At 69.3% G+C, this 25,389-nt stretch carries 23 protein-coding genes; 11 read left to right on the top strand and 12 right to left on the bottom strand.

The window, feature by feature from the left end:
• Window positions 1–284: 284 nt before the first annotated feature.
• Complete coding sequence (locus tag J2Y70_RS14385; RefSeq protein ID WP_309918812.1) at window positions 285–1,271, bottom strand: hypothetical protein; 987 nt, start codon at window positions 1,269–1,271, stop codon at window positions 285–287.
• Window positions 1,272–1,546: 275 nt separating this feature from the next.
• Here J2Y70_RS14385 and J2Y70_RS14380 point away from each other — a divergent pair, with 275 nt between their 5' ends.
• Window positions 1,547–2,323, top strand: a complete 777-nt coding sequence (locus J2Y70_RS14380; RefSeq protein WP_309918809.1) for a transporter substrate-binding domain-containing protein — start codon at window positions 1,547–1,549, stop codon at window positions 2,321–2,323.
• Window positions 2,324–2,474: 151 nt separating this feature from the next.
• Window positions 2,475–2,945 (top strand): DUF4410 domain-containing protein, encoded by a 471-nt coding sequence (locus J2Y70_RS14375; RefSeq protein ID WP_263397015.1) that lies wholly within the window; start codon window positions 2,475–2,477, stop codon window positions 2,943–2,945.
• A gap of 478 nt (window positions 2,946–3,423) precedes the next feature.
• On the opposite strand, the gene J2Y70_RS14370 is transcribed toward J2Y70_RS14375, so the two are convergent.
• Together J2Y70_RS14370 and J2Y70_RS14365 are read right to left on the bottom strand one after the other, a co-directional pair.
• Window positions 3,424–5,517: a gluconolaconase gene (locus J2Y70_RS14370; protein WP_309918805.1), complete on the bottom strand. Its 2,094-nt coding sequence runs from the start codon at window positions 5,515–5,517 to the stop codon at window positions 3,424–3,426.
• A 137-nt stretch (window positions 5,518–5,654) separates the two neighbouring features.
• Window positions 5,655–6,554 carry an AraC family transcriptional regulator gene (locus J2Y70_RS14365; RefSeq protein ID WP_309918802.1) on the bottom strand — a complete coding sequence of 300 codons (900 nt, stop codon included), beginning with the start codon at window positions 6,552–6,554 and terminating at the stop codon, window positions 5,655–5,657.
• Between the two features lie 301 nt (window positions 6,555–6,855).
• On the opposite strand from J2Y70_RS14365, the gene J2Y70_RS14360 reads away from it, so the two are divergent.
• Window positions 6,856–7,215: a hypothetical protein gene (locus J2Y70_RS14360; RefSeq protein WP_263397012.1), complete on the top strand. Its 360-nt coding sequence runs from the start codon at window positions 6,856–6,858 to the stop codon at window positions 7,213–7,215.
• 52 nt (window positions 7,216–7,267) lie between these two features.
• Here J2Y70_RS14360 and J2Y70_RS14355 read toward each other — a convergent pair whose 3' ends face one another.
• Together J2Y70_RS14355 and J2Y70_RS14350 are read right to left on the bottom strand one after the other, a co-directional pair.
• Window positions 7,268–8,179, bottom strand: coding sequence for a CorA family divalent cation transporter (locus J2Y70_RS14355; RefSeq protein WP_263397011.1), 912 nt, complete (start codon window positions 8,177–8,179; stop codon window positions 7,268–7,270).
• Window positions 8,180–8,355: 176 nt separating this feature from the next.
• Window positions 8,356–9,231 carry a DMT family transporter gene (locus tag J2Y70_RS14350; protein WP_309918795.1) on the bottom strand — a complete coding sequence of 292 codons (876 nt, stop codon included), beginning with the start codon at window positions 9,229–9,231 and terminating at the stop codon, window positions 8,356–8,358.
• A 426-nt stretch (window positions 9,232–9,657) separates the two neighbouring features.
• Here J2Y70_RS14350 and J2Y70_RS14345 point away from each other — a divergent pair, with 426 nt between their 5' ends.
• The 3 genes from J2Y70_RS14345 (at window position 9,658) to J2Y70_RS14335 (ending at window position 12,682) form a co-directional block, all read left to right on the top strand.
• On the top strand, window positions 9,658–10,350 hold the full coding sequence (locus tag J2Y70_RS14345; protein WP_263397010.1) for a hypothetical protein: 693 nt from the start codon (window positions 9,658–9,660) through the stop codon (window positions 10,348–10,350).
• 20 nt (window positions 10,351–10,370) lie between these two features.
• Window positions 10,371–11,570: a peptidoglycan-binding protein gene (locus tag J2Y70_RS14340; protein WP_309918790.1), complete on the top strand. Its 1,200-nt coding sequence runs from the start codon at window positions 10,371–10,373 to the stop codon at window positions 11,568–11,570.
• Window positions 11,571–11,824: 254 nt separating this feature from the next.
• Window positions 11,825–12,682, top strand: a complete 858-nt coding sequence (locus tag J2Y70_RS14335; protein WP_309918787.1) for an SAM-dependent methyltransferase — start codon at window positions 11,825–11,827, stop codon at window positions 12,680–12,682.
• A gap of 136 nt (window positions 12,683–12,818) precedes the next feature.
• Here J2Y70_RS14335 and J2Y70_RS14330 read toward each other — a convergent pair whose 3' ends face one another.
• Window positions 12,819–13,712: a LysR family transcriptional regulator gene (locus tag J2Y70_RS14330; RefSeq protein WP_309918784.1), complete on the bottom strand. Its 894-nt coding sequence runs from the start codon at window positions 13,710–13,712 to the stop codon at window positions 12,819–12,821.
• 84 nt (window positions 13,713–13,796) lie between these two features.
• Between J2Y70_RS14330 and J2Y70_RS14325 the strand changes: the two genes are divergently transcribed.
• The gene (locus J2Y70_RS14325; RefSeq protein ID WP_309918781.1) at window positions 13,797–14,600 is read left to right on the top strand and encodes an NAD(P)H-dependent oxidoreductase; all 804 of its coding nucleotides are present in this window, start codon (window positions 13,797–13,799) and stop codon (window positions 14,598–14,600) included.
• A gap of 85 nt (window positions 14,601–14,685) precedes the next feature.
• Window positions 14,686–15,789 carry a DUF1615 domain-containing protein gene (locus J2Y70_RS14320; protein WP_309918778.1) on the top strand — a complete coding sequence of 368 codons (1,104 nt, stop codon included), beginning with the start codon at window positions 14,686–14,688 and terminating at the stop codon, window positions 15,787–15,789.
• A gap of 21 nt (window positions 15,790–15,810) precedes the next feature.
• Here J2Y70_RS14320 and J2Y70_RS14315 read toward each other — a convergent pair whose 3' ends face one another.
• Window positions 15,811–16,146 carry a hypothetical protein gene (locus J2Y70_RS14315; protein ID WP_309918777.1) on the bottom strand — a complete coding sequence of 112 codons (336 nt, stop codon included), beginning with the start codon at window positions 16,144–16,146 and terminating at the stop codon, window positions 15,811–15,813.
• A 410-nt stretch (window positions 16,147–16,556) separates the two neighbouring features.
• Between J2Y70_RS14315 and J2Y70_RS14310 the strand changes: the two genes are divergently transcribed.
• Window positions 16,557–17,090, top strand: coding sequence for a hypothetical protein (locus J2Y70_RS14310; RefSeq protein WP_309918774.1), 534 nt, complete (start codon window positions 16,557–16,559; stop codon window positions 17,088–17,090).
• Window positions 17,091–17,210: 120 nt separating this feature from the next.
• On the opposite strand, the gene J2Y70_RS14305 is transcribed toward J2Y70_RS14310, so the two are convergent.
• The 3 genes from J2Y70_RS14305 to J2Y70_RS14295 all read right to left on the bottom strand — a co-directional run bounded on the left by J2Y70_RS14305 (window position 17,211) and on the right by J2Y70_RS14295 (window position 20,694).
• Entirely contained in the window at window positions 17,211–17,552 is a 342-nt protein-coding gene (locus J2Y70_RS14305; protein ID WP_309918771.1) for a DUF3817 domain-containing protein, read from the bottom strand.
• A gap of 116 nt (window positions 17,553–17,668) precedes the next feature.
• Window positions 17,669–18,430 carry an AAA family ATPase gene (locus tag J2Y70_RS14300; protein WP_309918768.1) on the bottom strand — a complete coding sequence of 254 codons (762 nt, stop codon included), beginning with the start codon at window positions 18,428–18,430 and terminating at the stop codon, window positions 17,669–17,671.
• 176 nt (window positions 18,431–18,606) lie between these two features.
• On the bottom strand, window positions 18,607–20,694 hold the full coding sequence (locus J2Y70_RS14295; RefSeq protein WP_309918765.1) for a beta-galactosidase: 2,088 nt from the start codon (window positions 20,692–20,694) through the stop codon (window positions 18,607–18,609).
• A 495-nt stretch (window positions 20,695–21,189) separates the two neighbouring features.
• On the opposite strand from J2Y70_RS14295, the gene J2Y70_RS14290 reads away from it, so the two are divergent.
• Window positions 21,190–22,371 (top strand): glycoside hydrolase family 30 beta sandwich domain-containing protein, encoded by a 1,182-nt coding sequence (locus J2Y70_RS14290; protein ID WP_309918941.1) that lies wholly within the window; start codon window positions 21,190–21,192, stop codon window positions 22,369–22,371.
• A 375-nt stretch (window positions 22,372–22,746) separates the two neighbouring features.
• Here the strand turns inward: J2Y70_RS14290 and J2Y70_RS14285 are convergent, their stop codons facing one another.
• Window positions 22,747–23,370: a DUF2076 family protein gene (locus J2Y70_RS14285; protein WP_309918762.1), complete on the bottom strand. Its 624-nt coding sequence runs from the start codon at window positions 23,368–23,370 to the stop codon at window positions 22,747–22,749.
• Window positions 23,371–23,607: 237 nt separating this feature from the next.
• Here J2Y70_RS14285 and J2Y70_RS14280 point away from each other — a divergent pair, with 237 nt between their 5' ends.
• Complete coding sequence (locus J2Y70_RS14280) at window positions 23,608–24,924, top strand: acetamidase/formamidase family protein (protein WP_309918759.1); 1,317 nt, start codon at window positions 23,608–23,610, stop codon at window positions 24,922–24,924.
• Between the two features lie 201 nt (window positions 24,925–25,125).
• Here the strand turns inward: J2Y70_RS14280 and J2Y70_RS14275 are convergent, their stop codons facing one another.
• Window positions 25,126–25,326: a hypothetical protein gene (locus J2Y70_RS14275; RefSeq protein WP_309918756.1), complete on the bottom strand. Its 201-nt coding sequence runs from the start codon at window positions 25,324–25,326 to the stop codon at window positions 25,126–25,128.
• Window positions 25,327–25,389 lie beyond the last annotated feature (63 nt).

The raw sequence follows: 25,389 nt of genomic DNA, 5'->3' as shown, positions 1-25,389 counted from the left end.
GAGGGACTTCAGTCCCGACTGCATCGAAGCCGGATACCGGATGGCTTCTTCCTTTGCGGTTGAACCGCTCCTACAAGGGCAGCTCAGCGGACGAACAACTTGGGCGCGCAAGTCGCCAACCTCTGGGGCACGCACCATTGCGCACCGGCCGCCGGCACGAGCGAGGAACGCCCCGCCACGATGGTGTGTGCACTGTAGGAGCGGCTTCAGCCGCGACAGAGACCTTCGGCTGCCTGTCGCGGCTGAAGCCGCTCCTGCAAAGGCGAGCGGCCTGTGCCCCCCCCTTACGGCGCGCAGACCGCCAGCTTCTGATCCGCATACCACAGCGCGCGCCGCGCCAGGTCGTAGGCGCTGTCGGCGGCGCGCGGCAGCGTCTGCTGCGCCTGGATCGGGTCGGCGCCCTTGGCCATGGCGCTTTCCACCCGCTGCAGCGCATCCAGGTTGTCCAGCACCGATTGCAGCAGGCGGCTGCGCTGCGCCGCCGGGCAGGCCGCGCGGCGCCGCTCCAGCTCGCCGATCGCCTTGCGGATGCGGCGGCTGGCCTCGCCGTCCAGCCCGGGCGCCTTCTCGAATGCGATCGGCGCGCCCTTGTAGGCGTCGCCGGTGGCCTCGCTGCCCAGATCGCCCGGGCGCTCGTGCAAGCCGGGATTGAAGCGCACCTCCGGCGGCGGCCGCGCCACCGCCGGCTGATGGGTGCTCTTGGGCAGCATCTTCTTCATCGCATCGCCGATGCCCTGCATCGCCACGTCGCCCAGGGTGCCGTCGCTGGCCCAGTCCTTGTCGAAGCGGGTGGGCCGGTAGTCGATCGGATTGGGACGCTCGAGCAGGCGCTTGGCCTTGGCCAGATCGCGCGGGTTGGTGGTGCCCGGCGGCGTGCCCTGCGCCTCGGCGAACGGATCCACCGCCACGCCGTCCGGCAGCCGTGCGCTGCCGTCGCGGGTGTACAGCGTCGCACTCATCGGCGCGGCCTGCGTGGCCACGGGGGCCGCGGTGCGGGTCGGTGGCGGCAGCGGCGCTTGCGCCGCGCGTGCGGCGGCCGGCGCGCGCCGTGCCGCGGCATGCGGCGCGGACTGGGCGGCCGGCGATTGCGGCGGCGGTGCGGCAGCCGGCACCGGCCGCGGCACGAACACCAGCCGCAGCGCATCGTGGGCATGCGCCGGCGGCGGCGACGGCGCGATCAGCAGCAATCGGCCCAGCAGCAGCAGGATCAGCAACGTGGTGGCCGCCGCGCCCAGGCGCAGCAGGCGGTCTTCCGCAGGCGCAGACGTCACGACGATCGAGATTCCATAGCAGGGTATGCGTCCACCGGAGGATTGTCTCCGGACCCCGCTATGGTGCCGTGAGTTCCTGTGCCGAAACGTGTCGGCCGGCGTCCACAACGGCCATGTCCCGGCATGCGCCGCCGGATTGCAGGTGCAAAACCCCTGCCGCGCTTGACGCTGCGCCATGCGGCGAGGAAACCGGCTAAGGTGGCGCGCGCCGATGTCGCGACAGCCGGCGTACAGCCAGCGCACGCCGGCGCCCCGATATCCTGTTGGAGAACGCAATGATCCGATGGCTAGGCGCCTGCCTGCTGAGCGCGGCCGCGGCGCTGCCGGCAGCCGCCGCGACGTCGCACCTGGACGCCATCGCGCAACGCGGCGCGCTGCGCGTATGCACGACCGGCGACTACCTGCCGCACAGCCTGCTGCGCGCCGACGGTCGCTACGAAGGCATCGACATCGCCCTGGCGCAATCGCTCGCGGCCAGCCTGGAAGTGCCGGTGCGCTGGGTACCCACGCGCTGGGCGACGCTGCTGCCGGACCTGCTCGCCGACCGCTGCGACATCGCCGTCGGCGGCATCTCGGTGTCGCTGCCGCGGCAACGCCACGCCTGGTTCAGCGCCGTACTCGAGGTGGACGGCAAGATCCCGCTGGTGCGCTGCGCCGACCAGGACCGCTATCGCGACGTCGCCCAGATCAACCGCGCCGAGGTGCGGCTGATCGAGCCGCGCGGCGGCACCAACGAGGCCTTCGCCCGCCGCGAGCTGCCGCAGGCGCGGCTGACCCTGTCCGACGACAACACCGCGATCTTCCGCGAACTGGCCGAGGGCCGCGCCGACGTGATGATCACCGATGCCTCGGAAGCGCGTTTCCAGCAGCGCCGCGTTCCCGGGCTGTGCGCGGTGAACCCGCAGCAGCCGCTGCAATACAGCGAAAAGGCGTTCCTGCTGCCGCGCGACGACATGGCCTGGAAGGCCTACGTGGACCAGTGGCTGCACCTGAGCAAGGCCAGCGGCGAGTACCGCAAGGCGCAGGCGCCGTGGCTGGGGGATGCGGACTAGCCTCGCAACGCGAACGGCCCATCGCCGCAGCTGCTTCCGCGCGGCACCAATCGTTGGGGCAGAGACAGCGGCAGCGGCATCGACGCCGCGCTATGCTGCCGACGCCGGCGGCGATCGCCCCGGCAGAAAAGGACATCGACAAGGGGGCATCATGAAGAACGTATGGAGCGCGCTCGCATTGGCGGGCGTCATGCTGCTGGCCGGGTGCTCGACCAACAGCGTGGTACGCCAGAGCTACAAGGCCGCCGCGCCGGAAACCTACTGGTATCAGATCAAGGGCAACGCAGACACCGACGCCGAAAGCCTGGGCATGTTCCAGCGCCAGCTCGACGAGAAGCTGGACGCGGCGCATCTGCGCGGTGCCGAAGGCAAGGCGGACGCGCGCAAGATGACGATCACCATCGACCATTACTACATGCGCAGCAACGGGGCGCGTTTCTGGGCCGGCATCATGGCCGGGCGCGACAAGATCAAGAGCCGGATCGAAGTCGCCGGCGCGGACGGCAAGACCGCGGCGCGCTTCGATGTCGAGTCGACCAATACCAGCGCCTGGGGCACCTCCGAAGGATTGGTCGGCCGCCATGCCGAAGAAATCGTCGAACGGCTCAAGCAGCTGCAGTAGGCGCATGCGTTAGCGATCGCCATTGCGCGGGGACGCAACCGGTGTCCCGCGCGCGAGATCACCGTGCGCGAGCGCCTTCCGCTCGGCCGCTCGGCCGCTCGACGCCAACGCCAACGCCAACGCCGCATTGTGGGAGCGACGTCAGTCGCGACAGGCCTTCCCGATACACCCTGTCGCGACTGAAGTCGCTCCTACAAGGGATCCATGCCTGCGGACAGACAAGAAAGCGGCTCCAGCGCCGTCGCGACTGAAGCCCGCCGATGATTGCGCCCGAGCGCTTTCCACCGGGCGTTCGGCGCCAACGCAGCGTTGTGGGAGCGACTTCAGTCGCGACGGGTTTTCCCGATACACCCCCCGTCGCGACTGAAGTCGCTCCCACAAGGGATTTCATCTCTGCAGATGGACAAGAGAAGCGACTCCACAGCCGTCTCTCCAGCCGGCACGCTGCGCCTGAGCATTCCGATGCGCTGTCGCCCGCCTACTCCAGCGTCACCGGCAGATCGCGGTTAGCCGTGGCCTGGTTGCCGCTGTAGTCGCGCGCGGCGATGCGGATCAGGTAGTCGCCGGCGGGCAGCGCGCCCGGCTGCCACAGGCCTTCGGCGATGCGGCCATCGCGCACGGTGTTGGTCACCACGTAACGGAAGCGGGTCCGCGCGCTGCCGTGCACGGTGATGCCGCTGTCGGCGGCGTACGCCAGCTTCACCGCATCCGGATCGGCGGGCATCCGATCGAACTCGATGCTCGGCCGCGCCGGCGTGGCGCCGGGCAGCTGCCGGCCCTGCGCATCGAGCACTTCGTAGCCGAGCGCATACAGCCCCAGGCGCCGACGCGGCAGGTTGCGGTCGACCTGGTCCCAGGCCTCCACCACGATCTGCACGCCGCCGTTGCCGCGCGCCACCCGCACGCGCCCGCGCGTCGCCGGCAGCGCTTGGCCCGCGGCATCGCGCAGCTCGATGCGCTGGATCTGCGGCGGGTAGTGGTCGGCGTAGTCGCGGAAGCCCAGCAGCACCGCGTTGCGTTCGAAGCCGCTGGCGCCGACGCTCAAGTGCACGTGCGCCATCGCGTTGATCGTGCCCAGCGCCTCGCCAGCGGCGAAGCGGGTGCCGCGCAGCACCCGCACCCGCTCCGGTGCGCCGCTGTCGTCGACGAGCAGATGGAAGCGCTGCGGGTCCAGCACCGTGCCCTGCGCGGTGCGGCCCACGCGCATGTGGATGTAGCCGAGCTGGTCCAGCGCCATGCCTTCGCCCAGCTTGCCCAGCGCCCAGGTCGCGCTGGCGCTGGCGACCTTGCCGTCGGCGATGGCGTAGACCGTCTGCCCGACGTCGCCGCGGATATCCAGGCCGGCGTGCAGATGGTCGCGGCTCTCGCCCTGATAGTTGCCGCGCACTTCGCCGAGCGTGCCGACCAGCTCGTGCCAGCCGTCCTGCGGGCGCAGCGGCCAGCGGCCGTGGGTGAGCGGCAGCGGCTGCGTGGCGGCCGGCCCGATCACCGCTGGCGCGGCGGCGGCGGCGGCCTGCGGTGTGGTCGGCGACAACCGGTGCACGCGCGCACTGCCGGCATCGGTGACGTAGACCACGCCGTCCGCGGCGACGGTGACGCCGGCCGGACGCGCAAGACTGGTCTCGCTGCGTTCGCCGGACAACACCAGCACGTGCCCGGTCGAAGTGACCTGCAACACCCGGCCATCGTCGCTGCCGACGTAGCCGTGGCCATCGAAGGTGAGCCCCAGGCTCAGCGGCCGCGCCAGCGGCGACGCGTCGCTGGCGCCGGCCAGGGTGACCACCCGTCCGTCCGGCAGCAGCTGGCGGATCGCGTTATTGCGCAGATCGGCGATCCACAGCACGCCGGCACGATCCACCTTCAGGTCGGTCGGCGTATCGAAGCGCGCAGCGGCGCCCAGGCCATCGGCATAGCCGGGGCGCTCGCCGCCGGCGAGCGTGCGCACCTGGCCGTCGCGTTCGATCACACGGATGCGGTCGTTGTAGGTGTCGGCGACGTAGACGCGTCCCTGCGCATCCACCGCCACGCCCATCGGGCCGTTGAAGCGCGCCTGCGCCGCCGGACCGTCGCGGAAGCCGGCGGTGCCGTCGCCGGCCAATGTCGTCACCACGCCCTGCGCGGTGAGCTTGCGGATCGCGTGGTTGCCGGTATCGGCGATGTACAGCGTGCCCGCCGCATCCACGGCGATGCCCGAGGGCGTATCGAACCGCGCCGCGCCGGCGATGCCGTCGACGAAACCTTCGGCGCCGCCGGCGACAGTGGCGACCGTGCCGTCGCGGCCGATGCGGCGAATGCGGTTGTTGTCGCCGGCATCGGCCACGTACAGCACCCCGTGCGCATCGACCACGATGCCGTAGGGATCGGCGAAGCGTGCGCGCGCCGCGGCGCCGTCGGCCAGGCCGCGCACGCCGTCGCCGGCCACCCACTGCAACTGCGCCAGCCAGCCCAGCGGCGTCGGCGCCGGTGCGTTGGAGGCGCGCGCCGCGCTGTGCGGGCGCAGGTTCGGCCACCACGCGAACACCGCGAGCGACAGCAGCGCCAGCGACAGCAGCCACACCCCGGTCTTTCTCATGCCCTGCCCGCGCGACGAATGGTCAGGCACCTTAGACAAAGCGCGCGGCGCAGGGAAGCGCCTGCGGCGTGGTGCATCGCAGCGGCTTCAGCGCATGCGTCCGCAACAGGCGGCGCCAGTGCGGATCGGGAGCGCGATCAACCCGCCAGGCCGAGCTGCTCGGCCAGGTCGTTGCGCGGCGAACGGCCGTACAGGCGGCTGTATTCGCGGCTGAACTGCGAGGGGCTCTGGTAGCCGACGCGATAGCCGGCCGAGCCCACGTCCATCCGCTCCACCACCATCAGTCGCCGCGCCTCGCGCAGGCGCAACTGCTTCTGGTATTGCAGCGGGGTCATCGCGGTCACCGCGTTGAAATGGTGATGCAGCGACGAGGCGCTCATGTTGACATGGCGCGCCAGGTCCTCGATCCGCACCGGCTCGGCATAGTGCTGGCGCAGCCACGCGATCGCCTTGGCGATGCGGTTGCTGGGACTGTCCTCCTGCGCGATGCGCAGCAGGTTCGGCCCGCACGGGCCGGTCAGCAGGCGATACAGGATCTCCTGCTCGATCAGCGGCGCCATCGCGGCGATGTCCTCGGGCCGCTCGAGCAGCCTGAGCATGCGCAGCGCGGCATCCAGCAGCGCCGGGTCGGCGGTGTTGACCGACACCCCGCGCACGCACACGGCACTGGCCTGCGCCGGCAGCGGGATGCGCTCGAGCAGGTCGCGCAGCCGGTCCGGGCGGATCGCCATGGCCACGCCCAGCAGCGGCCGCTCCGGGCTGGCCTGGGTGATCCGCGACACCACCGGCAGGTCCAGCGCCACCAGCAGGTAATTGCCGACGCCGTAGCGGTATTCCTCGGTGCCCAGGCTCAGGCACTTCTCGCCCTGTACCACCAGGGCGAAGCACGGCCACTGCGCGGCATGCGTCTTGGGCGATGGCGCGGTGCGGTGCGAACAGAAGAAGCCGTCGATGGCGGTGTCGCCCTCGCCGTCGGCGGTGGTCAATCGGGCAACCAGGGTGGCCATTTCTTGGTAGCGGTCGGCAAGCGCAGTCATCGGCGTAAGGCGCAGTGGCGGTCGATCCAGGGATGTACAGCTTGCCTGATGCTGCGGCGGCGCGGACGCCGCGTCGGCACGGTTTGCAGGATCGGACAAGAATTCCGCGGGATCGCGATAACGCGCCGCGGCGCCGCGCTCGCATCCTGTGCAGGCTGGATCCCCCGCCGCGTCTACCGGAGTGCTCCCATGCCCATCCTGCTCCCCTCCCCTTCCCCCAACGCGCCGAGCGCCGCCGCGACGGCGCGCCGTTGCCCCTCCCACCACCGCGCCGCGCCGCGCAAAACGCAGGGCTGAACCGATGCAAGCGCATACCGAAGCCCTGGAAATCACCACCTTCCGCCTGCAGGACTGCACCTGGCGCACCTTCCTGCGCGCCAACGCCGAGGTCGACGCCTGGCTGCAGCGCCAGCCCGGTTTCCGCTCGCGGCGCATCGCGCGGCGCCGCGACGGCACCGTGGTCGACATGCTGCTGTGGGACAGCGTGGCGCACGGCACCGCCTCGGCGCGGCGGCTGATGCGCGAGCTGCGCGGCGCCGCGATCCACGCGCTGATCGATCCGGATACGGTGTCCTGGGACATCGCGCCGGTGCAGCACGTCAGCGGCGAGGAGCCCGGCGACAGCGAAGCCGAAGCCGAGGCCGACAGCCTCGCGGCCTAGCGCAGGCGCCGGCGGTGCCGCCCATCGAGGCGGCCGCCATCGTGCGACGCCATCACACCCAGCCGCGACGCCGGAACCACGCCAGCGGCAGCACCACGCTCAGCGCGATCACGCCCAGCGCCCAGAAATAGGCGTCGTGCCACTTGAGTTCGGGCATGTAGGCGAAGTTCATGCCCCAGATGCCGACCAGCACCGTCGGCGGGATACCCACCACCGACGCCACCGCCATCACCTTCATCACGTTGTTCTGGTCCATGTTGATCATGCCCAGCACGCTGTCGAGCAGGAACTCGACGCGGTCGTCCAGGTGCTGCTCGAACTCGCTCAGGGTGACCAGGTCCTTGTGCAACAGGCCGATGCGCTTGGCCGCATCGGCGCCGAACCAGTCCGGCGCGGCGCCGTCCAGGTAGGTGGCCAGGCGCAACAGGCCCTGGCCGGCGTTGTGCATGCCGCCCAGCCGCCGCCCCATGCCGCCGACCGCGTGCAGCATCCGCTCCAGGTCGCGCGAGGTGTGCGGTTGGTCGAAGGCCACGCGGGTGGTCTCGGTGATCTCCGCCTCCAGCGCTTCCAGCCGGTCCGCCAGTTGCCCGACCACTTGGTCGAGCAGGCGCAGCAGCAGATCGTCGCTGGTCCGGCACGGACTCTGCTCCAGTTTCGCGGCCACCGCTTCCAGCGAGCCCATGCGCTGCTCGCGCTGGGTCACCAGCACCCGCGGCGACAGCGCGAAGCCCAGCGGCGCGGTCGGGCCGTCCTCGTCCTGGAACCGCGGCACGTTGAGGAACAGCACATCGCCCTGGATGCGCACCCGGCTGCTGAACTCGATCTCGCCGATCGCCGCACGCGTGGGCAAGGCGAAGCCCACGCTCCGGTCGGCCTCGGCCAGCTCCTCGCCGCTGGGCTGGCACAGGTCCACCCAGCAGAACGGCTGCGCGGACGTTCCGGCGATGCGGTGGATCGTGATCATCGGGATCGGCTTCGTGGCGGAGAGGGCGCGAGCATCCTCCGCCGCGGGTGAAGCGTCAACGCGCCCGAGCCCGGACGATTCAGCTGCGGCGGCAGCACGCCCGCCACGCGCCGGCGTCAGCCGCGGGCCGCGCCGCGGCGCTTGACCGCATAGCCCGGCGCCAGCGCGCCGCCGCGTCACACGATCTTGGTGCGCCGCCACCACTGCGTGACCTTCTCCTCGCGCACCAGAGTGAACAGCCCGGCGCCCAGGATCAGCGCGATGCCCACCAGCATCGGCCAGTCCAGATGGTCGTGGAACAGCCAGTAGCCGAAACCGATCGCCCACAGCATCTGGCTGTACTGGGTCGGCGCCACCGCGCTGACCGGTGCGGCGCGCGAGGCGTACATCAGCAAGATCGCGGCCAAGCCGGCGGGCAGGCCGTAGCCGGCCAGCAGCAGCCACTGCTGCGGCGTCGGCCACACGAAGGTCGGCAGCATCAGCAGCGCCCCCATCAGCAACGGGCCGAGCACGCCGGCACCGTACAGGGTGAGGCGTTTCTCCCCAGGCCCGGCCATGCGCAGGCTGATCACCGACACCGCGCCGACCAACCCGCAAACGATGGCCGCGACGTGGCCCTCGCCCAGGTGCCGGAAGCCCGGCCGCAGCACGATCAGCACCCCGATAAAGCCGACGATCACCGCCAGCCAGCGCCGCCAGCGCACCTCTTCCTTGAGCAGCAGCACCGACAGCAAGGTGACGAAGATCGGCATCAGGAAGATCAGCGCGAACGCCTCGGCCATCGGCAACAGGGTGAACGCGGTGACCGCGGAAAGATTGCCGATCGCACCGGTGAACGCGCGCAGCAACCAGATGCTGGGACGCTGCGCCACCACCACCTCGCGCCAGCGGTCGCCACGCTTCTTCAGGAACGGCAGCGCGGTGAGCATCAGCAGCGCGCCGAAGAACACCACTTCGTAGGCCGGCAGCGCGCCCTCCAGGCCCTTCACGAACGCATCGCTGATCGAATAGGCGGCGTAGCAGGCGAAACCGAGCAGCACACCTTTGAGCATCATAAGCCTCTTGCGATCGGAGAGCGTCCGTATCGACATGGACGCGAGAGAGATCCGCATTATGCCGGTGGGGTACCCATTTGCGAGGCGACATGGCGATGGATATGGGACTCGCCGCCGATATGCGTTCGATGCAAACCGCTTGCCATAGCCCGTCCGATCCCGACCCTGCGTCCGGCGGAGGCGCTGCCTCGCGGCCATGCATCGATTCGGCGCGGGCCGCTTTTTGAGCCGAAACGATTTTTTAAGCATTCCCTTGCTATAACGCGGCCATCGCCACGGGCCTACGCTCGCGGCCGCGTCCATGGAACGGGATGCCGCATGAAGCACAGGGAGAGGTGCCACCTCCTTGGACATGACGGTTTCCGCTCCTCCAGCCCGTTCGCCATGTGCGCAATCGCGCCTGCAGATCCGGAGAGCCGTTCAATGACCTCACTACACAAGTGTCTACCTCTGCTGATCGCCGCGAGCCTGGCGGCCTGCAAGCCTGCCGCCACCGAATCTGCGGAAGCGGCGCCGCCCGCCAACGCTAACGCTGCCAGCCCAGCCGTCGCGAGCGCTCCGCCTCCCATTGCCACGGAAGCCGACTTCGGCGAGGCGTCGCTGCGCCCGCTGCTCAAGCCGGACGACCACATCCTCGCCTTCAAGAACCACGACCTGACCGGCGACGGCCAGGACGATGCCGTGGCCATCGTCCGTCATGCCACCGCCGCCGCCTCGGGCAATACCTGCGAACTCCTGGTGCTGCAACAGACGGGCAAGGCATGGACCGTGTCCGATCGCAGTCCGCAGGCCGTCGACTGCCTCTACAACGACGTAGCGCGGAACGCGACGCGCCTGGACGACAACCTGACCCTCAAACCCCAGGAAATCGTCTACATCAACCAGCAGGCGCGCAGCAACGTCACCTACACCCTGAAGTACGACACCACCAAACAAGCGTGGTATCTCGCCGAAGCGAGCAGCGCCGCACCGACCGAGAACCCCAAGACCGGCACGATGGACGTGCTTCGCGGAACGGTGCGCTATCCCGCGGACCTTCCCTGGACCCCTATCGCGCAGATCGATCCGGAACAACTGCAAAAGGCAATGGACAAGCACCGGGCCGTTATCCAATAGCCCATCTCAAGGAGTAGAACATGCCCCGTTTCAACGAGAGTTCGGCACTGCTGTTGAAGACCGCGGTCGATTCCGGCATCACCTCGCCCGCGGAACTGGCCAACCTGATGGGGAACGCGGCCGTCGAGACCGGCCACTTCCGCCGCATGCACGAGAACATGGGCTACACCTCGGCCGACAGCCTGATCGGCGCGGTGTCCTCTGCCGACGACCGCTTCACTCGCCAACAGGTCGAAGAGGCCGTCGCCAGTCGCGATCCGCAGCGCATCGCCACCGTGATGTACGAGAACCGCCCCGATATCGGCAACACCGAGCCAGGCGACGGCTGGCGTTTCCATGGCCGCGGCTACCTGCAGTACACCGGCCGCGACAACTACGAGCGCTATGGCGAACGCTTCGGTGTCGACCTCGCCAACAATCCCGACCTGGCCGCCGAGCCGCAGACCGCCGCCAACCTCGCGGTGGCCTACTGGGAAGACCGCGTGCCGCAGAACCTGCGCGACGATGCACGTGCCGCCGGACGCATCATCAACGGCGGCGACAATGGCGCCGACGAGCGCGTGCGAGCCGCGGACCAATGGGCGCAGACCATCACTCCGGAACTGGTCGCCGACATCCAGAGCGGCAAGGTCACGCTGGACCAATTGGCGCGCATGGGCGGAGACGAACGCAGCAACCAGACGCGCGCACTGCAGGAACAACTGTCCGAACTGGGTTACCGCGGCGCCGACGGCAAGCCGCTGAACCCGGACGGCGATTTCGGCCGCAATACCCGCCACGCCCTGCAGGATTTCCAGCGCGCGCACGGGTTGGACGACGACGCGGTCGTCGGACGCAACACGCGAGAGGCGCTGGCCGAGGCCAAGCAAACGCCGCTGGTCTCGGAAGCGACGCATCCCGAGAACCCCTACTTCGAGCATCTACGCGAACGCATGCCTGACGCCACCGACGCCCAGGTCGCGTATACCCTGCAGTCCGCGAAGGCCGAGGGCGTCAACGGCCCGCAGCAGATCCAGGAAGTGACGGTACGCGACAACGTCGCCTTCGTCGCTGGCACCACGCCGGGTTTCCGCGCGCGCGTCGATCTCGAGCAGGCGCCGTCGCTGCAGGAGAGCACGCGTCAAATCGATCTGCACAGCCAGCAGCGCGGGCAGGAACTGCAGCAACAGCACACGCTCCAGCAGGAGCCTGCGCAGGCACGGGGCGGAATGGCGGTCTGAGTACCAAACGTCGCTGTCTGCACGCCAAGGCCCTGCTTCCGCGGGGCCTTGGCGCTTCAGGCCACCGTTGCCCGAGAGCCTTGCGGCGTTTAGCCAATGAATCTTCAACTGCGTGGCGGCGACCTTGCGCGAAGCGACAACTACGCTGCCCCAGGCCGCAGATCCTCCACAGCGGCGATATCCGTGCCGCAGCGCGTCGGTTACGATGCCAGCCCCATCCCCTCCTCCGTCACGACCGCTGGATCTGGCGTTCGATGACGCAACGTGCCAACCCTGTGAATCCCTACTCCGGCCCCCTGCTGACCCGCCCGCTCGCCGCAGCGCTGCTTGCCGCACGCGATGGCGGCGCCGCCCGCTGGTCCGGGTCGCTGGATCTGCAGCGCAGCGAGGGTCAGGCGCTGCTCGCCGCGGACGGCTGGCAGTGGGGCGGGCAGACCTACCCGTATCCGCCGAAACTCAAGGACCGCACGATCTATTACTGGGACGGCGAGGACTTCGCGCCGGTGTCGCGCTTCGGCGGCGCGCTGATCAAGCTGGTGCCGACCGAATGGGGCGCGCCGACCTTCGAGATCGACGGCATCAAGATGCTGCCCAGCGCACAGCTGTCGCCGTTCGAGGACGCGCGGCGCAAGGTCGCGCTGATCGAACCGCGCGGCAAGCGAGTGCTGGATACGTGCGGCGGGCTCGGCTATTTCGCCGCCTGCGCGCTGGAGGCCGGCGTGACGCAGCTGCACTCGTTCGAGAAGAACGCCGACGTGCTGTGGCTGCGCACGCTCAATCCATGGTCGCCGGATCCGGCGGCCAGCGACGGCCGCCTGCAGCTCGCGCACGCCGATGTGGCCGAGGCCATCGGCGCGATCGCCAGCGAGTCGATGGATGCGCTGCTGCACGACCCGCCGCGCTTCGGCATCGCCGGCGAACTGTATTCGCAGGTGTTCTACGACCAGCTGGCGCGGGTGCTGCGCCGTGGCGGGCGGCTGTTCCACTACACCGGCAGCCCGAACAAGCTGACCAGCGGCCGCGACGTACCGCGCGAGGTGGCCAAGCGCCTGGACAAGGCCGGCTTCCGCGCAGAGCTCGCGTTGGACGGCGTATTGGCGACGCGCCGCTAGCCAGTTCGACCCGTGCCGCACGCCCTTTGTAGGAGCGGCTTCAGCCGCGACAGGCAGCCCGCCGCGAGCGGCCAACCCGACGCCATCCGAACCACTCCGATAGCGTGCAGCACACCCGAAGCCAAGCGTGCGCCATTCAAACCGAAGCGGCGATATGCTCGCGCAGCCAGCGATGCGCCGGATCGCGGTGCACACGCTCGTGCCACAGCATGGCCATCTCGTAACCGGCCACCTCCACCGGCGGCGCGCAGACCTTCAGACCGGGCTGATCGCGCAACAGCCGCTCCGGCAGCATCGCCACCAGATCGCTGCGCAGCAGCGCGTCGATGACGAACAGGAAGTGCGGCACCGACAGCACCACCCGGCGCTGCAACCCGCGTTCGTGCAGCGCCGCGTCGGTGACGCCGCTGAAACCGCCGCCGTCCGGCGACACGATCACGTGTTCGAGCTTGCAGAACTGCGCCAGCGTCGGCCGCCGCTGCAGGCGCGGATGCCCGGCACGGCCGGCCAGCACGTAGCGCTCGGCGAACAGGGTGCGTTGGCGCAGGTTCGGCGGCGCATCCTCGCGCGTATGCAGGGCCAGATCGATCTCGCCCTGCTCGGCCTGGCGCGCGATCTGTAACGGCGACATCTCCAACACCGCCAAGCGCGTGCCCGGCGCCGCGCGGCGCAATGCCGCCAGCGCCGGCAGCACGATGGTCGATTCGCCGTAGTCGGTCGCCGCCACGCGCCACGTGTTGCCGGCCTGCGCAGGATCGAACGGCGGGGCCGGCGCGACGGCACGCTGCAGCGTCTCCAGCGCCTGCCGCAGCGGCGCGCGCAAGGCGTCGGCGCGCGCGGTCGGGCGCATGCCGCGCGGCCCGGGCAGCAGCAGCGGATCGTCCAGCGCCTCGCGCAGCTTGGCCAGGTGCACGCTGACCGAAGGCTGCGACAGGTGCAGGCGCGCGGCCGCACGGGTCACATTGTGCTCGGCGAGCAGCGCGTCCAGGGTCAGCAGCAGGTTCAGGTCCAGGCGTCCGAAATTAATCATGGCAATAGCTGGAATTTCATTAATTCATTTCTACTATAGCGAGCCGCGGCCTACCTTGCCTGCGTCCCGTCACCGAGCCCGCCCATGAACGTGTTGCTGGTCTACGCCCACCCCGAACCGAGGTCGCTCAACGGCGCGCTCAAGGACTTCGCCGTGCAGCGCCTGCAGGCCGCCGGGCACCACGTGCAGGTGTCGGACCTGTACGCGATGCGATGGAAGCCCACGCTCGACGCGCAGGACAGCCTGAACCACGCGCACGGCGATCGCTTCGATCCGTCGCTCGCTTCCAAGCGCGCCTTCGCCGACGGCCGCCAGAGCGCGGACATCGCCACCGAGCAGGACAAGCTGCGCTGGGCGGACGCCGTGCTGCTGCAGTTCCCGCTGTGGTGGTTCTCGCTGCCGGCGATCCTGAAAGGCTGGGTGGACCGCGTGTATGCGTATGGGTTCGCCTACGGCGTCGGCGAACATTCCGATGCGCGCTGGGGCGCCCGCTATGGCGAAGGCACGCTGGCAGGCAAGCGCGCGATGCTGATCGTCAGCACCGGCGGCTGGGAGTCGCACTACGCGCCGCGCGGCATCAACGGCCCGATCGACGAGCTGCTGTTCCCGATCCAGCACGGCATCCTGCACTACCCCGGCTTCGACGTGCTGCCGCCGTTCGTGGTCCACCGCACCGGCCGCATGGATGCGGACCGGTTCGCACAGACCCGCGATGCGCTCGGCCAGCGCCTGGACACACTGTGGAGCACGCCGCCGATCGCGTTCCGCACGCAGAACGGCGGCGACTACGCCATTCCGGAACTGACGCTGCGGCCGGAGGTCGCCCCGGGCCGGAGCGGATTCGCGGCGCATGTCCGGGCGCCCGACGAGGACGAAGCGCCGCGCTAGGCCCGGCTCGTGCATGGCGCATCGCAGCCCGACGCGCCTGTAGGATGGCGCGTGCGACAACGGTGTCGCGCCTGCCACCGGATCCATGCAGCACCCGCCCTTCTCAACGCTCGCCCGCCTGCTCGTCCTGTGCGCCACCGCGCTGCTGAGCGCATGCGCCACGCAGGCGCCGCGCGCGCCTGAGCGCACCCCGGCCGAGGTCAAGGCCGACATCGCACGGCGCATTCCGGCGACGATTCCCGACCGCAGCGGCTGGGCCAACGACGTCTATGTCGCGCTGTCCTCGCAGGAGATGGCCACCAGCGCCGACAACATCTGCGCGGTGCTGGCGGTGATCGAGCAGGAGTCCACCTATCGGGCCAACCCGCCGGTGCCCGGGCTCGGCAAACTGTCGCGCGCGGAACTGGACCGGCGCGCGGCGGCGCTGCACGTGCCCGGGTTCATGCTCGATGCGGCGCTGGCGCTGAAGTCGCCCAATGGCCGCAGCTATGGCGAGCGCATCGCCGCGGCGCGCACCGAGCAGGAACTCAGCGCCATCTTCGAGGACGTCGCCGGCAGCGTGCCGCTGGGCCAGCGCCTGTTCGGCGATCTGAACCCGGTGCGCACCGGTGGCCCGATGCAGGTCAGCATTGCCTTCGCCGAGGCGCATACCGACGGGTATCCGTATCCGGTGCAGGACACGGTGCGCCACGAGGTGTTCAGCCGCCGCGGCGGGGTCTGGTTCGGCACGCGGCACCTGCTCGGCTACCCGAGCGACTACGACGCCCTGCTGTATCGCTTCGCCGACTTCAACGCCGGCTGGTACGCCAGCCGCAATGCGGCGTTCCAGGCCGCGCTGTCCAAGGTCAGCGGCACGACCCTGGCGTTGGACGGCGATCTGTTGATTCCCGGCGCGGGCATCGACCAGCCCGGCGCCACCGAGCGCGCCGCGCGCAGCCTTGGCGAACGGCTGGCGCTGCGCGACCAGGAAATCCGCCGTGCACTGGAGCGCGGCAACGCTGCCGACTTCGGCGACACCGAACTCTATCGCAAGGTCTTCGCGTTGGCCGAGCGCAGCGCAGGCAAGCCGCTGCCGCGCGCGGTGCTGCCCGGCATCACCCTGGAGAGCCCGAAGATCACCCGTACCCTCACCACCGCCTGGTTCGCACAGCGCGTCGCCGAACGCTGGCGCCGCTGCATGGGCAAGTGACGTCGGCGCGCTGGCCGGGCGCTACCGCCGCTTGTGCGGCGGCAGCAGCGTCCACACGAAGACGCCGGCCAGCAGCAGCAACGCGACAGTGAATACCCCGTCCCAGGCGATCCAGAACCAGTATTGCCCCGCGTCGGCATCCAGCCGATACACCCGGGACGGACCGCCGCGCGCTCCGCTGGTGACCAGCACGCCGCGCGACACGGCCTGCACCAGCAGGAACAGCTTCAACAACGCGGTGGTCACCAGCAGCGCCGCGGCCAGCAACAGGGCCGGCCGGCGCAGGCGGTCGCCCAGCCGCCGCCACGGTCCGGTGGGTGCCGCGTGAATAGGTCGCCGTCGTGTGTGCTTGCCCATCGTCTCGCTCCGTCGCGGTGATCGCCTATCGTCCCTTGCATCCCCGCATGCCTGACACGCCTGTACGCGCTGGCGCGACTGCGGCGAGGATCGCGACGCAGGACGCATCGCGCCCGTCCGCGAACGGTGCACGACAGTGGCGCCGCAGGCTTCGACGTGCCTGCGCGGGGGGGCATGATAGCCGCCGCAGACAGGTCCGTCGTGCGCAACGGACCTACCCGCGTGGCGTTGCCGGTATAATCGCCGCGCATCGCCAAGGCAGGCCGCGCACCGTCCGGACTGCCGCCATTGCACCCATCAAGGATGATCGCGCCGGTCTCGCCCCGGCATGCCGCATGCGTGACTTCCTTGTCCCGTCGTTACCGTGCCGGTCGCCCGGCCCGTACCTCGTTCGTCCCAAGGAAATCCTCTTGAAGAATCTCGTCACCCTCGTCCTGCTCGCCCTGTGCGCGACCGTGCTGTCCGCCTGCGACCCCACCACCGGCAACAAGAACATGTCGCCGGACGACTACCTGATGTACAACGTCTCGACCTGGAATGGCATTGGCACGGTGACCGAGCCGTGGCTCGGCGGCGAGCGCGGCGAGCAGCTGCTGGCCGATGCGAGCGCGCTGAAGTCGATGCAGCCCCACCGCAACGCGCTGAACAATCCGCGCAAGCAGATCGCCAGCAGCGGCAAGGCCTACGAAGGCTTCGGCATTCCCGAAGACGCGCAGGACATGGACGCCAAGCTGAAGGCCTACCAGAAGGGCGCCGACACGGTGCTGGCGACGCTGCAGGAGATCGCCGCACTGCCGGACGGCTACACCGAAGCGCAGGTGCAGCCGCTGCTGGAGCGGCTGAACACTGAATCGGAGACCCTCGACAAGGACGCCACCGCGCTGGACGCCGCGCAGAATGCCTACGCCAAGAAGCACCACATCAAGCTGGTGACCCAAGGCTGAGCGATAGCGCCGATGCAGCAGGAAAAGCGGCCTCCGGGCCGCTTTTTTTGTCTGGCGCCGTGGAACAGGAAGCAGTGCGCCGAATGCAAGGTTGCGCAGCGTGCGCCCGGCCTTCCGCGCCTAGCGCCCCGCGCGATGCCGCGGCAAGCCGAGCAGCCCGATGCGGCGGAACCACATTTCCAGCGGCACCGTGACCAGCGGCGGCAACGCCGCCAGCAGGCTCAACAGCCACGCCCACCACGGCCAGCGCAGCCGAACCGCGGCGATCACGCTGGCGACCAGATAGACCAGGAACGCCACCCCGTGCAGGCGGCCGAACAGCCATACGCCCAGTTCGGTGGTCTGGGTGCCGTACTTGAGCAACATGCCGAGCAGCAGCCCGGCCCAGGTCAGGCCTTCGAAGAAGGCCGCGGCGGCGAACAGACGGCCGACAGGCGAAATCGGATGGGAAGGCACGCGCAACTCCAGTGGGAAAGGAAGACGCCGCGACGCGATGGCGGCGGCGACGCCCGCTGGCGATGCCATTCTACAGAGTCGGCACTGGTGCCGGCACTTGACCGTGACGCACCGCCGCGCCTTCAATCGTCGTCGAGCAACGTATCCAGCATGCGCTGCGGCTGCTCCAGGAACGCGCGCGTCAGCCGGTAGTGCTCGGTGTCGCGATACTCGACGCGCTGCAGTCCATCCTCGCCGATCTGCAGGATGTCGGCATGCGGGTACGCCATCAGGATCGGCGAATGGGTCGCAATGACGAACTGCGAGCGCTGCTGCACCAACTGATGCAGACGCGTCAGCATCGCCATCTGCCGCGATGGCGACAGCGCCGCCTCCGGCTCGTCGAGTACGTAGAAGCCGTTGCCGCCGAAGCGATGCAGCATCAGCGCGAAGAAGGACTCGCCATGCGACTGCGCGTGCAGCGACACGCCGCCGTAACTGTCGATGACGGGAGCGCCGAACGACGGCGCCCCATCCAGGCGCTCGATCTCGCTGGCGACGTTGTAGAAACTCTCCGCACGCAGGAAGAATCCGTCGCGTGCACGGCGGCCGCTGCGACCCAGGCGCAAGGCCTGGTGCAGGTCGGAGTGCGATGCCAGCGTGCTGAAGTTGAAATTCCTGGTCCCGCCCTCGGCATTGAAGCCCCAGGCCACCGCGATGGCTTCCAACAGGGTCGACTTGCCGCTGCCGTTCTCGCCGACGATGAAGGTCACTTTCGGATGGAAGCGCAGCACGCCCAGGTTGCGCACCGCCGGCAGCGAATACGGCCAGGCCTGCATCGACGCCACGCGGTCCTGCTTCAACGTCACATCCATCAGATAGTGCTCGGCATCGATCGCGCGCACGGGCTCCCTCCCGGCCGGCAGGAAGCCGGCGTTACTGCGCCAAGTTTCGCGGCGAGACGCGTTGCGCGCAATGCGCGCGCAGCGCGGGGCATCCGCCATGGCCGTTCCTGCGCCGATCCACACGTGCTGCACGCACGGATCGGCCGCACGGCGTCAGCCGCGCATCGCAACCGCGCTCATCGGCGATCGTCCAGCACCGCCACGTCCTCCGGCGCCAGCTGCACCACGTCGCTGGCCGCGCCCGTGCTCAGCAGCGAGCGCATCGGCACCGGCAGACGCACCTGCTGCGCTTCGCTGCCATGGTTGATCAGCACCACGACGCGGCGGCGGCCATCGCTGCGCACACCCACTTCCACGTCCGCGGGCACATCCGCCAGCGGCGCGCGCACCTGCGCATCGCGCAGCCAGTCGCCGGTGAGGCGGTCGAGGGTGGCGTCGTCGAGCCAGGCGCCGACGTAGCTGATGCGGCCCTTGCCGACACGCCGGGTCAGCACCGCCGCCTCGCCGTCCAGCCAGCCGTTGGCTTGGCCATAGCGCAGCGGCACCTCGGTCTGCGGCGAACGTGCCTTTAGCTGCTCAGCCCAGATCTTGGCACTGCCCTCGCCGGCCGCACCGGCGACCGGAATCGGCTTGTCCAGCGCATAGAACTGCTCCACGCGCCCGCCCAGCAACTCGCCCAACGGGCCGGGCTGACGCTGCGGCTGCAGGCCGTTGTCGGCGTTCTTCATCGCGCTGCGCGGGCCCAGCACCAGATGCCCGCCGCGTTCGACGTAGGCCTTCAAGCGCTGCGCCTGCGCATCGCTGAGCACGTTGAGCGACGGCGCCACCACCAGCTTGTAGCCATCCAGCGGCGCCATCGCCGAGACCACGTCGACCACCTGCGCCTGCTGCCGCAGCGGGCGGTAGAACGACTTCATCTGCACGACCGCATCGAAATCGGCCGAATGCTTCTGGAACCCCAGCGCCCAGCGGCTGTCGAAATCGTTGATCAGCGCGACGTCGGCATGCGGCGTGGTGCCCGCCAGCGCCCCGCCGGCCTTGGCGAACTCCGCGCCGACCTGCTGGATCTCCGCATACACCGGCACCGGCTCGCCATCGGCGCCGACCAGGGTGCCGTGGTATTCCTCCTGCCCGTTCGGCGCCGCGCGCCACTGCCAGTACGCGACCGCGTCGGCACCGTGCGCCACCGCCTGCCAGGCCATCGCCCGCACTTGGCCCTTGCGCAGCGCCACGTTGGTCGCGCGCCAGTTGACGAAGCCCGGCTGGGTTTCCATCACCCAGTAGTTGCGGTGCTTGTAGCCGCGGGTGAGATCGTGGCGCGCCGCATTGTCCACCCAGTCGTACCGCTCCCCGGCGACATAGTCGTCCCACGCGGCGATGTCGAGCACCTCATGCAGCTTGTAGGCATCGAAGCCGGCGAACCACCCCATGGTGTTGGTGGTGATGAACTGGCGCGGGTCGGCATGCGGGCGGATCGCCTCGATCTGATTGCGCGAATAGTCGGTCCAGGTGTCGCTGACGAAGCGCTTCCACTCCAGCAACAGGGCCGGATTCTGCTCGTCCTCATGCACCGGGATCTGCGCGAAGTCGTTGTAGGTCTGGCTCCAGTACGCGGTCGCCCAGCGTTGGTTCAACGCTTCGATGCTGCCGTACTTGCGCTGCAGCCAGGCATGGAACTGCGCCTTGGCCTCCGGATCGAACGAGGCCTGCGCGTACTCGTTGTCCAGTTGCCAGCCGACCACGTGCGGATTGCGCCCATAGCGCTGCGCCATCTGCCCGGCGATGGCGCGCGCGAAGCGGCGATAGCGTGTGCTGGCGAAGGAGAACTGCTGGCGGTTGCCGTGTTCGTCGCGAACGCCATCCTGGCTGATGCGCAGCGTGTCCGGGTAGGCCTGGGTCAACCACGCCGGCGGTGCGGCGGTCGGCGTGCCGAGCACCACCACCATGTGGTGCCGCGCGGCCGCGGCGATGGCGCGGTCCATCCATCCGAAATCGTACTGGCCCTCGCGCGGCTCCATGCGGCTCCAGGCGAACTCGCCGATCCGGACCACACGCACGTGCGCGGCCTCCATCAAGGCCAGATCGCGCTCCCATTGCTGCTCGGGCCACTGCTCCGGATACCAGGCCACGCCCAACAGCACCGGCGCGGCATCGGCATAACGGGTGGCCTGGGCACGAGCGTCGGGCACCACGGCAGCCAGGGCGAACAGCGTGCCGAACAACAGCGCGATCGCACGCTGCGGGAACCAGGAAGGCGATGGCATAGGCGGACTCGTCGGGAGGGGGGAAAGGCGACCGGCAAACCCTGGCGGCCGCCAGCGTCATTGTGCACGCACGTACCATGTGCGCACTTGCGTAACTTGCCGAACCTGGATGCGCAACTGTGCACAAAGCAGGCGATGTCGCGGCCGCGCGGCTCAGGATTGCACCCGCACAACACCTGGTATCCGCAATGCACCGGCAAGGCCGCTTTCGCGCATGCACCCGCAGTTCGGCATGCGCAGCGCCGGCCCTGCACAGTAGCCGCGGCATCGCCATTCGCTATGCGCGTGTCCCGGGGCAGGCTCGCGACTGTCCTACGCCTTCGCGAATGCAATCCCTGCCTCCCTGCGCGTTGCATCCCACTTGCCGCGCTTGGTGCATGCAGCGATTGTCTATGTCATGTCGGCGGCGTAGCGTCACGCCCTGCCACAAGCCCCTGTCCCATTCCCCCGGAGACAACCATGAGAACACCACGGATCCTCGCCACTGTGCTGGCGATGGCCACAGCGATCTTGTCCACCGCACCGGCCTTGGCGCAGAACGTCGCCGTCACCCCCAGCGAAACGCACCAGACCATCCAGGGCTTCGGCGGCATGAGCGGCGCCGGCTGGATCGCCGACCTCACGCCGGCCCAGGTCGATCTGGCCTTCGGCAGCGGCGAGGGCCAGATCGGGTTGTCGATCATGCGCATGCGCATCGATCCCTCCAGTTCCGGCTGGAGCCTGCAGGTTCCGGCCGCGGTGCGCGCGCGCGCGCATGGCGCGCTGTTGCTGGCCTCGCCGTGGTCGCCGCCGGCGTACATGAAGTCGAACAACAACCTCAACAACGGCGGCAAGCTGCTGCCGCAGTACTACGGCGCCTACGCCAAGCATCTGCTGGACTTCTCCAACTACATGTCCGGAAAGGGCGCGCCGCTGTACGCGCTTTCCTTGCAGAACGAGCCGGACTGGCATCCGGACTACGAGTCGGCGGAATGGAGCGCCAGCGACTTCACCAACTTCCTCAGCGCCCAGGGCGCCGGATTCGGCAACCTGAAAGTGCTCGCCGCCGAGTCGCTGAACTTCAATCCCAACCTGACCGACACGTTGCTCAACAGCAGCGCCAGCCAGCACGTGGACATCATCGGCGGACACCTGTACGGGGTGCAGCCGAAGGACTATCCGCTGGCACGCAGCAAGGGCAAGCCGCTGTGGATGACCGAGCACTACACCGACAACACCGACGGCAATGCCTGGCCGTCCGCGCTGGGCGTGGCGAGCGAGCTGCACAAGAGCATGGCGGCCAACTACAGCGCCTACATCTGGTGGTACATCCGCCGCAGCTATGGCCTGATCACCGAGGGCGGTGCGATCAGCAAGCGCGGCTACGCGATGGCGCAGTACGCGCGCTTCGTGCGCCCCGGCGCCAAGCGGATCGGCGCCACCGCCGCGCCGTACAGCGACGTCGCCGTCACCGCCTACAAGCGGACCGACAACAAGATCGTGCTGGTTGCGGTCAACACCGGCACCCAGTACCGCGAACTGAAGGTCACCCTGCCCAGCGGCAGCGCGCCCAGCTTCACCAAGTACAGCACCTCGGCCAGCGTCAATGTCGGCTACGGCGGCACGTATCAGGTCAGCAACGGCCAGACTGCGTTCTATGTCGATCCGCAGAGCGTGGCGACGTTCATCAGCAACTGAGCGTTTGCGTTGCGGCGCCCGGACCGATGGTCCGTTCGCCACAGCGCACGACACACCGAGGATCTGCGGCCCGACAGGCCGCAGATTCGTCCGGCCATGCATGCTGCGCGTCAGGCGTGACGACCATGCCGTAACCTCGCGCGTCGCCTTTCGTGCCTTGTCGCCAGCATCAGGCTGGGACCCGCCGCGGCGAGTCCCGACCTGACGTCCGCCAAGGCAGCATCCACGCTGGACAGCGAAACGTGGCCATGCGGCGGCAGCTTGATGAAGAGCAGGGAAAAGTGCCCACGGCGGACAGACATCGCAGGCGCAATGCGCTACAACGCCCGCTCATTGGCCCCATCAAGGGGCCTGCCAAGCGAGGCGTCCAGATCCCTAGGTCCAGTTGTCGTCGCCATCCGGGCTGGTGTCGTCCGAAAAGTCCTGATCGGCGTCCTGCAGCGGCGCATCGTCGTAGTAGTTGTTGGTGACGTTCTCGACCATGGCGGGTTGCGACGCGCCGCCGCCCAGGAATCCGCCGCCGTGGTGACCGCCGAGCAGGCTCTCCACGCCCTCGAACAGGAACATGCCGCCGGCCACGCCGGCCGCCGTCGTGGCCGCGGTGCCGAGGAAGCTCGGCCCACGCGCAGCCGGTGCCGCGACCGGCGCCTGTTCGGCCGCGCCACCGCCACCGCCGAACAAGCGCTCGCGCCACCCCGGTGCGCCCTGCGGCGCGGGCGCCGGCGGCAACGGCGGCGGTCCCGCGCTGAATCCCTGGCCGAGAAAACTGGCGGCCGCTGGCGGCGGCGCGGCCTGCTGCAGCTGCGCGATCTGCGCCTTGGCGGTCTCCAGCGCATGCTCGAGCAGCAGCGCCCGCTGCACCAGCAGATAGGCCGCATCGGGCTGGCCGGCCAGGCGTTCGCGGATCAGCGCGTCCGCCTGCGGATCCTTCGCCACACCGCCGGCGCCGCGTACGCGGGCCAGGAAATCTTCGAGAAGCTGTTGTTCTTGCGGGGTCATACCAGTACCTGGAGGAGGTGACCGGCCCAATGCCGGCAGGCACAGCATGGGCGCGGACGCGCCGGCACCAAGGGAAAGGCCGCCACCTTGGTGCGGCGACATTCATCGAGACCGCGGGAACGGCGCGCGACGCAGGCCGTCAGCGACGACAGCCTGGATGCGTGACTTCCGGCATTTCCAGTCCCGGCGGCCAATAACTACAAATGTAGTCAACGACCACGCATCAGGGAAACGACGATGAAGCGGCGAAGCATGCGCTGGAACGCGGCACTGGCATTGGCATTGGCATTGGCGGCAGCGGCGCCGGCATGGGGCGGCGAGCAATGGATCGTGGCCACGGATCTATGGGGCAACCGCGTCTATCAGACGCTCGAACTGGACGCGACCGGCACGCAACTGCAAGGACGGCTGGACGCCGACCCGGTACGCGGCACCCGCCACGGCGATGCGGTGGCGTTCGTGGCCACCTCCGCCGATGGCCGCGTCTACCGCTTCGACGGCAGCGTCGATGGCGAGCGCATGCGCGGGCGCAGCGACCAACCCGATACCAATGCCGCCGACGTACGCGCCACCCACCCCTTCGAGGCTTGGCGCGTGCCTGCACGCAGCAGCGGCGCGGCACGCACGCACCGTTTCGTGCCCGCCGATTACGCCAATACCTTCAGCGCCGATCGCGCGCCGGTGCTGGTGCTCTGGCCCGGCGACACGCTGCGCACGCAGACGCTGGATTCGGGCGGCGTGGACGCAAGCGGCACCACCCGCGCGCTGTTCGGCAATCCACAGGTCGGGCCGTTCTTCGTGGCCGGCGCCGAACCCGGCGACACGCTCGCCATCCATCTGGTCTCGCTGCGGCTCAACCGCGACAGTGCAGACAGCCTCGATGGCCTGGTTGGGCGCCTGCAGACCCCGCGCGTGGCCGCGCAAGCCGCCGGACTCGGCAAGCACGTGCGCTGGCGCCTGGACCGCGACGCCTCGCTCGCGTCGCCGCTCGATGCCGAAGGGCCGATGAAGCATTTCGCGATCCCGCTGCGGCCGATGCTCGGCGGCCTTGCGCTGGCGCCGGGCTTCGGCAGCGCCGCCCTGTCCACCGGCGATACCGGCGCCAGCGGCGGCAACATGGATTTCAACGCGGTGGTCGCCGGCAATACGGTGTATCTGCCGGTGCAACAGCCCGGCGCGCTGCTCTATCTCGGCGACGGGCACGCGCTGCAGGGCGACGGCGAGACCACGCAATGGGCGCTGGAGACTTCGCTGGACGTGGAACTGCGGGTCGACCTGATCAAGCGCCGGGCGATCGCGATGCCGCGGGTCGAATCGCCCGAGCAGATCATGACGCTGGGCCAGGCCGGCTCCAGCGACGAGGCCTTGCGCGTGGCCACCTCCGGCATGCTGCACTGGCTGCAACAGGACTACGGCCTTTCGCTGGCGCAGGCCACCCAGGTGCTGGGCGTGGCGGTGCAGTACCGGGTGGCCAATCTCGCCGGGCGCAGCATCGGCGTGGCGGCCAGCATCGACAAGTCGGTGCTGCGCACGTTGCAGACGCCGGCGCGGTGAGCGCCGGAGCCAGCGCATTCGTCCAGGCACTGCAGCCAGCAAAGCGCAGCGGGAGCGGCTTCCTTGTGGGAGCGACTTCAGTCGCGACGGGCCTTACCGACAAGGCCTGCCGCGACCGATAGCCCAAGATCAAACGGCGCCGCAATTGCAGGTCGCACGCACGAACCGAACCATGGCTTGCCACGCGTGCCTACTTCACGCCTATTCCTCCCCAACGTCCTCCGCCACGCCATCGCCGCGCGGCAGCCGCACCGCCCACATGTTGTCGATCAGGTTCGGATACGGGCGTCCATTCTCTTCGGCGCGCTGCCGCGCCGCGGCCTTCTGCGCAGGCGACAGCGGCTGCGAGCGCTGGCCGCGCGGCTTGGGTTTCTTCCAGGGTGGCGTGTCTGAGGCGCGCATGGAGAGGCTGGCGAGCGAGGGAAACGACAGCGTGACGCCATCGCATGCATGGACGGGTGAACG

Origin of the sequence: Xanthomonas sp. 1678 (genome assembly GCF_031455575.1) — a bacterium.
GTDB lineage: Bacteria > Pseudomonadota > Gammaproteobacteria > Xanthomonadales > Xanthomonadaceae > Xanthomonas_A.
The sequence above is the reverse complement of the archived record's forward strand: the minus strand, read 5'-3'. Positions and strand labels throughout refer to the sequence as shown.

What these genes read in the sequence shown, in the direction of transcription:
- J2Y70_RS14360 (WP_263397012.1), top strand. Translation starts at nt 6,856, where the DNA reads ATGCAAGCGCATACCGAAGCCCTGGAAATCACCACCTTCCGCCTGCAG.
- J2Y70_RS14365 (WP_309918802.1), bottom strand. Translation starts at nt 6,554, where the DNA reads ATGACTGCGCTTGCCGACCGCTACCAAGAAATGGCCACCCTGGTTGCC.
- J2Y70_RS14280 (WP_309918759.1), top strand. Translation starts at nt 23,608, where the DNA reads ATGAAGCGGCGAAGCATGCGCTGGAACGCGGCACTGGCATTGGCATTG.
- J2Y70_RS14335 (WP_309918787.1), top strand. Translation starts at nt 11,825, where the DNA reads ATGACGCAACGTGCCAACCCTGTGAATCCCTACTCCGGCCCCCTGCTG.
- J2Y70_RS14340 (WP_309918790.1), top strand. Translation starts at nt 10,371, where the DNA reads ATGCCCCGTTTCAACGAGAGTTCGGCACTGCTGTTGAAGACCGCGGTC.
- J2Y70_RS14325 (WP_309918781.1), top strand. Translation starts at nt 13,797, where the DNA reads ATGAACGTGTTGCTGGTCTACGCCCACCCCGAACCGAGGTCGCTCAAC.
- J2Y70_RS14345 (WP_263397010.1), top strand. Translation starts at nt 9,658, where the DNA reads ATGACCTCACTACACAAGTGTCTACCTCTGCTGATCGCCGCGAGCCTG.
- J2Y70_RS14355 (WP_263397011.1), bottom strand. Translation starts at nt 8,179, where the DNA reads ATGATCACGATCCACCGCATCGCCGGAACGTCCGCGCAGCCGTTCTGC.
- J2Y70_RS14350 (WP_309918795.1), bottom strand. Translation starts at nt 9,231, where the DNA reads ATGCTCAAAGGTGTGCTGCTCGGTTTCGCCTGCTACGCCGCCTATTCG.
- J2Y70_RS14320 (WP_309918778.1), top strand. Translation starts at nt 14,686, where the DNA reads ATGCAGCACCCGCCCTTCTCAACGCTCGCCCGCCTGCTCGTCCTGTGC.
- J2Y70_RS14330 (WP_309918784.1), bottom strand. Translation starts at nt 13,712, where the DNA reads ATGATTAATTTCGGACGCCTGGACCTGAACCTGCTGCTGACCCTGGAC.
- J2Y70_RS14275 (WP_309918756.1), bottom strand. Translation starts at nt 25,326, where the DNA reads ATGCGCGCCTCAGACACGCCACCCTGGAAGAAACCCAAGCCGCGCGGC.
- J2Y70_RS14380 (WP_309918809.1), top strand. Translation starts at nt 1,547, where the DNA reads ATGATCCGATGGCTAGGCGCCTGCCTGCTGAGCGCGGCCGCGGCGCTG.
- J2Y70_RS14375 (WP_263397015.1), top strand. Translation starts at nt 2,475, where the DNA reads ATGAAGAACGTATGGAGCGCGCTCGCATTGGCGGGCGTCATGCTGCTG.
- J2Y70_RS14290 (WP_309918941.1), top strand. Translation starts at nt 21,190, where the DNA reads ATGGCCACAGCGATCTTGTCCACCGCACCGGCCTTGGCGCAGAACGTC.
- J2Y70_RS14295 (WP_309918765.1), bottom strand. Translation starts at nt 20,694, where the DNA reads ATGCCATCGCCTTCCTGGTTCCCGCAGCGTGCGATCGCGCTGTTGTTC.
- J2Y70_RS14370 (WP_309918805.1), bottom strand. Translation starts at nt 5,517, where the DNA reads ATGAGAAAGACCGGGGTGTGGCTGCTGTCGCTGGCGCTGCTGTCGCTC.
- J2Y70_RS14315 (WP_309918777.1), bottom strand. Translation starts at nt 16,146, where the DNA reads ATGGGCAAGCACACACGACGGCGACCTATTCACGCGGCACCCACCGGA.
- J2Y70_RS14285 (WP_309918762.1), bottom strand. Translation starts at nt 23,370, where the DNA reads ATGACCCCGCAAGAACAACAGCTTCTCGAAGATTTCCTGGCCCGCGTA.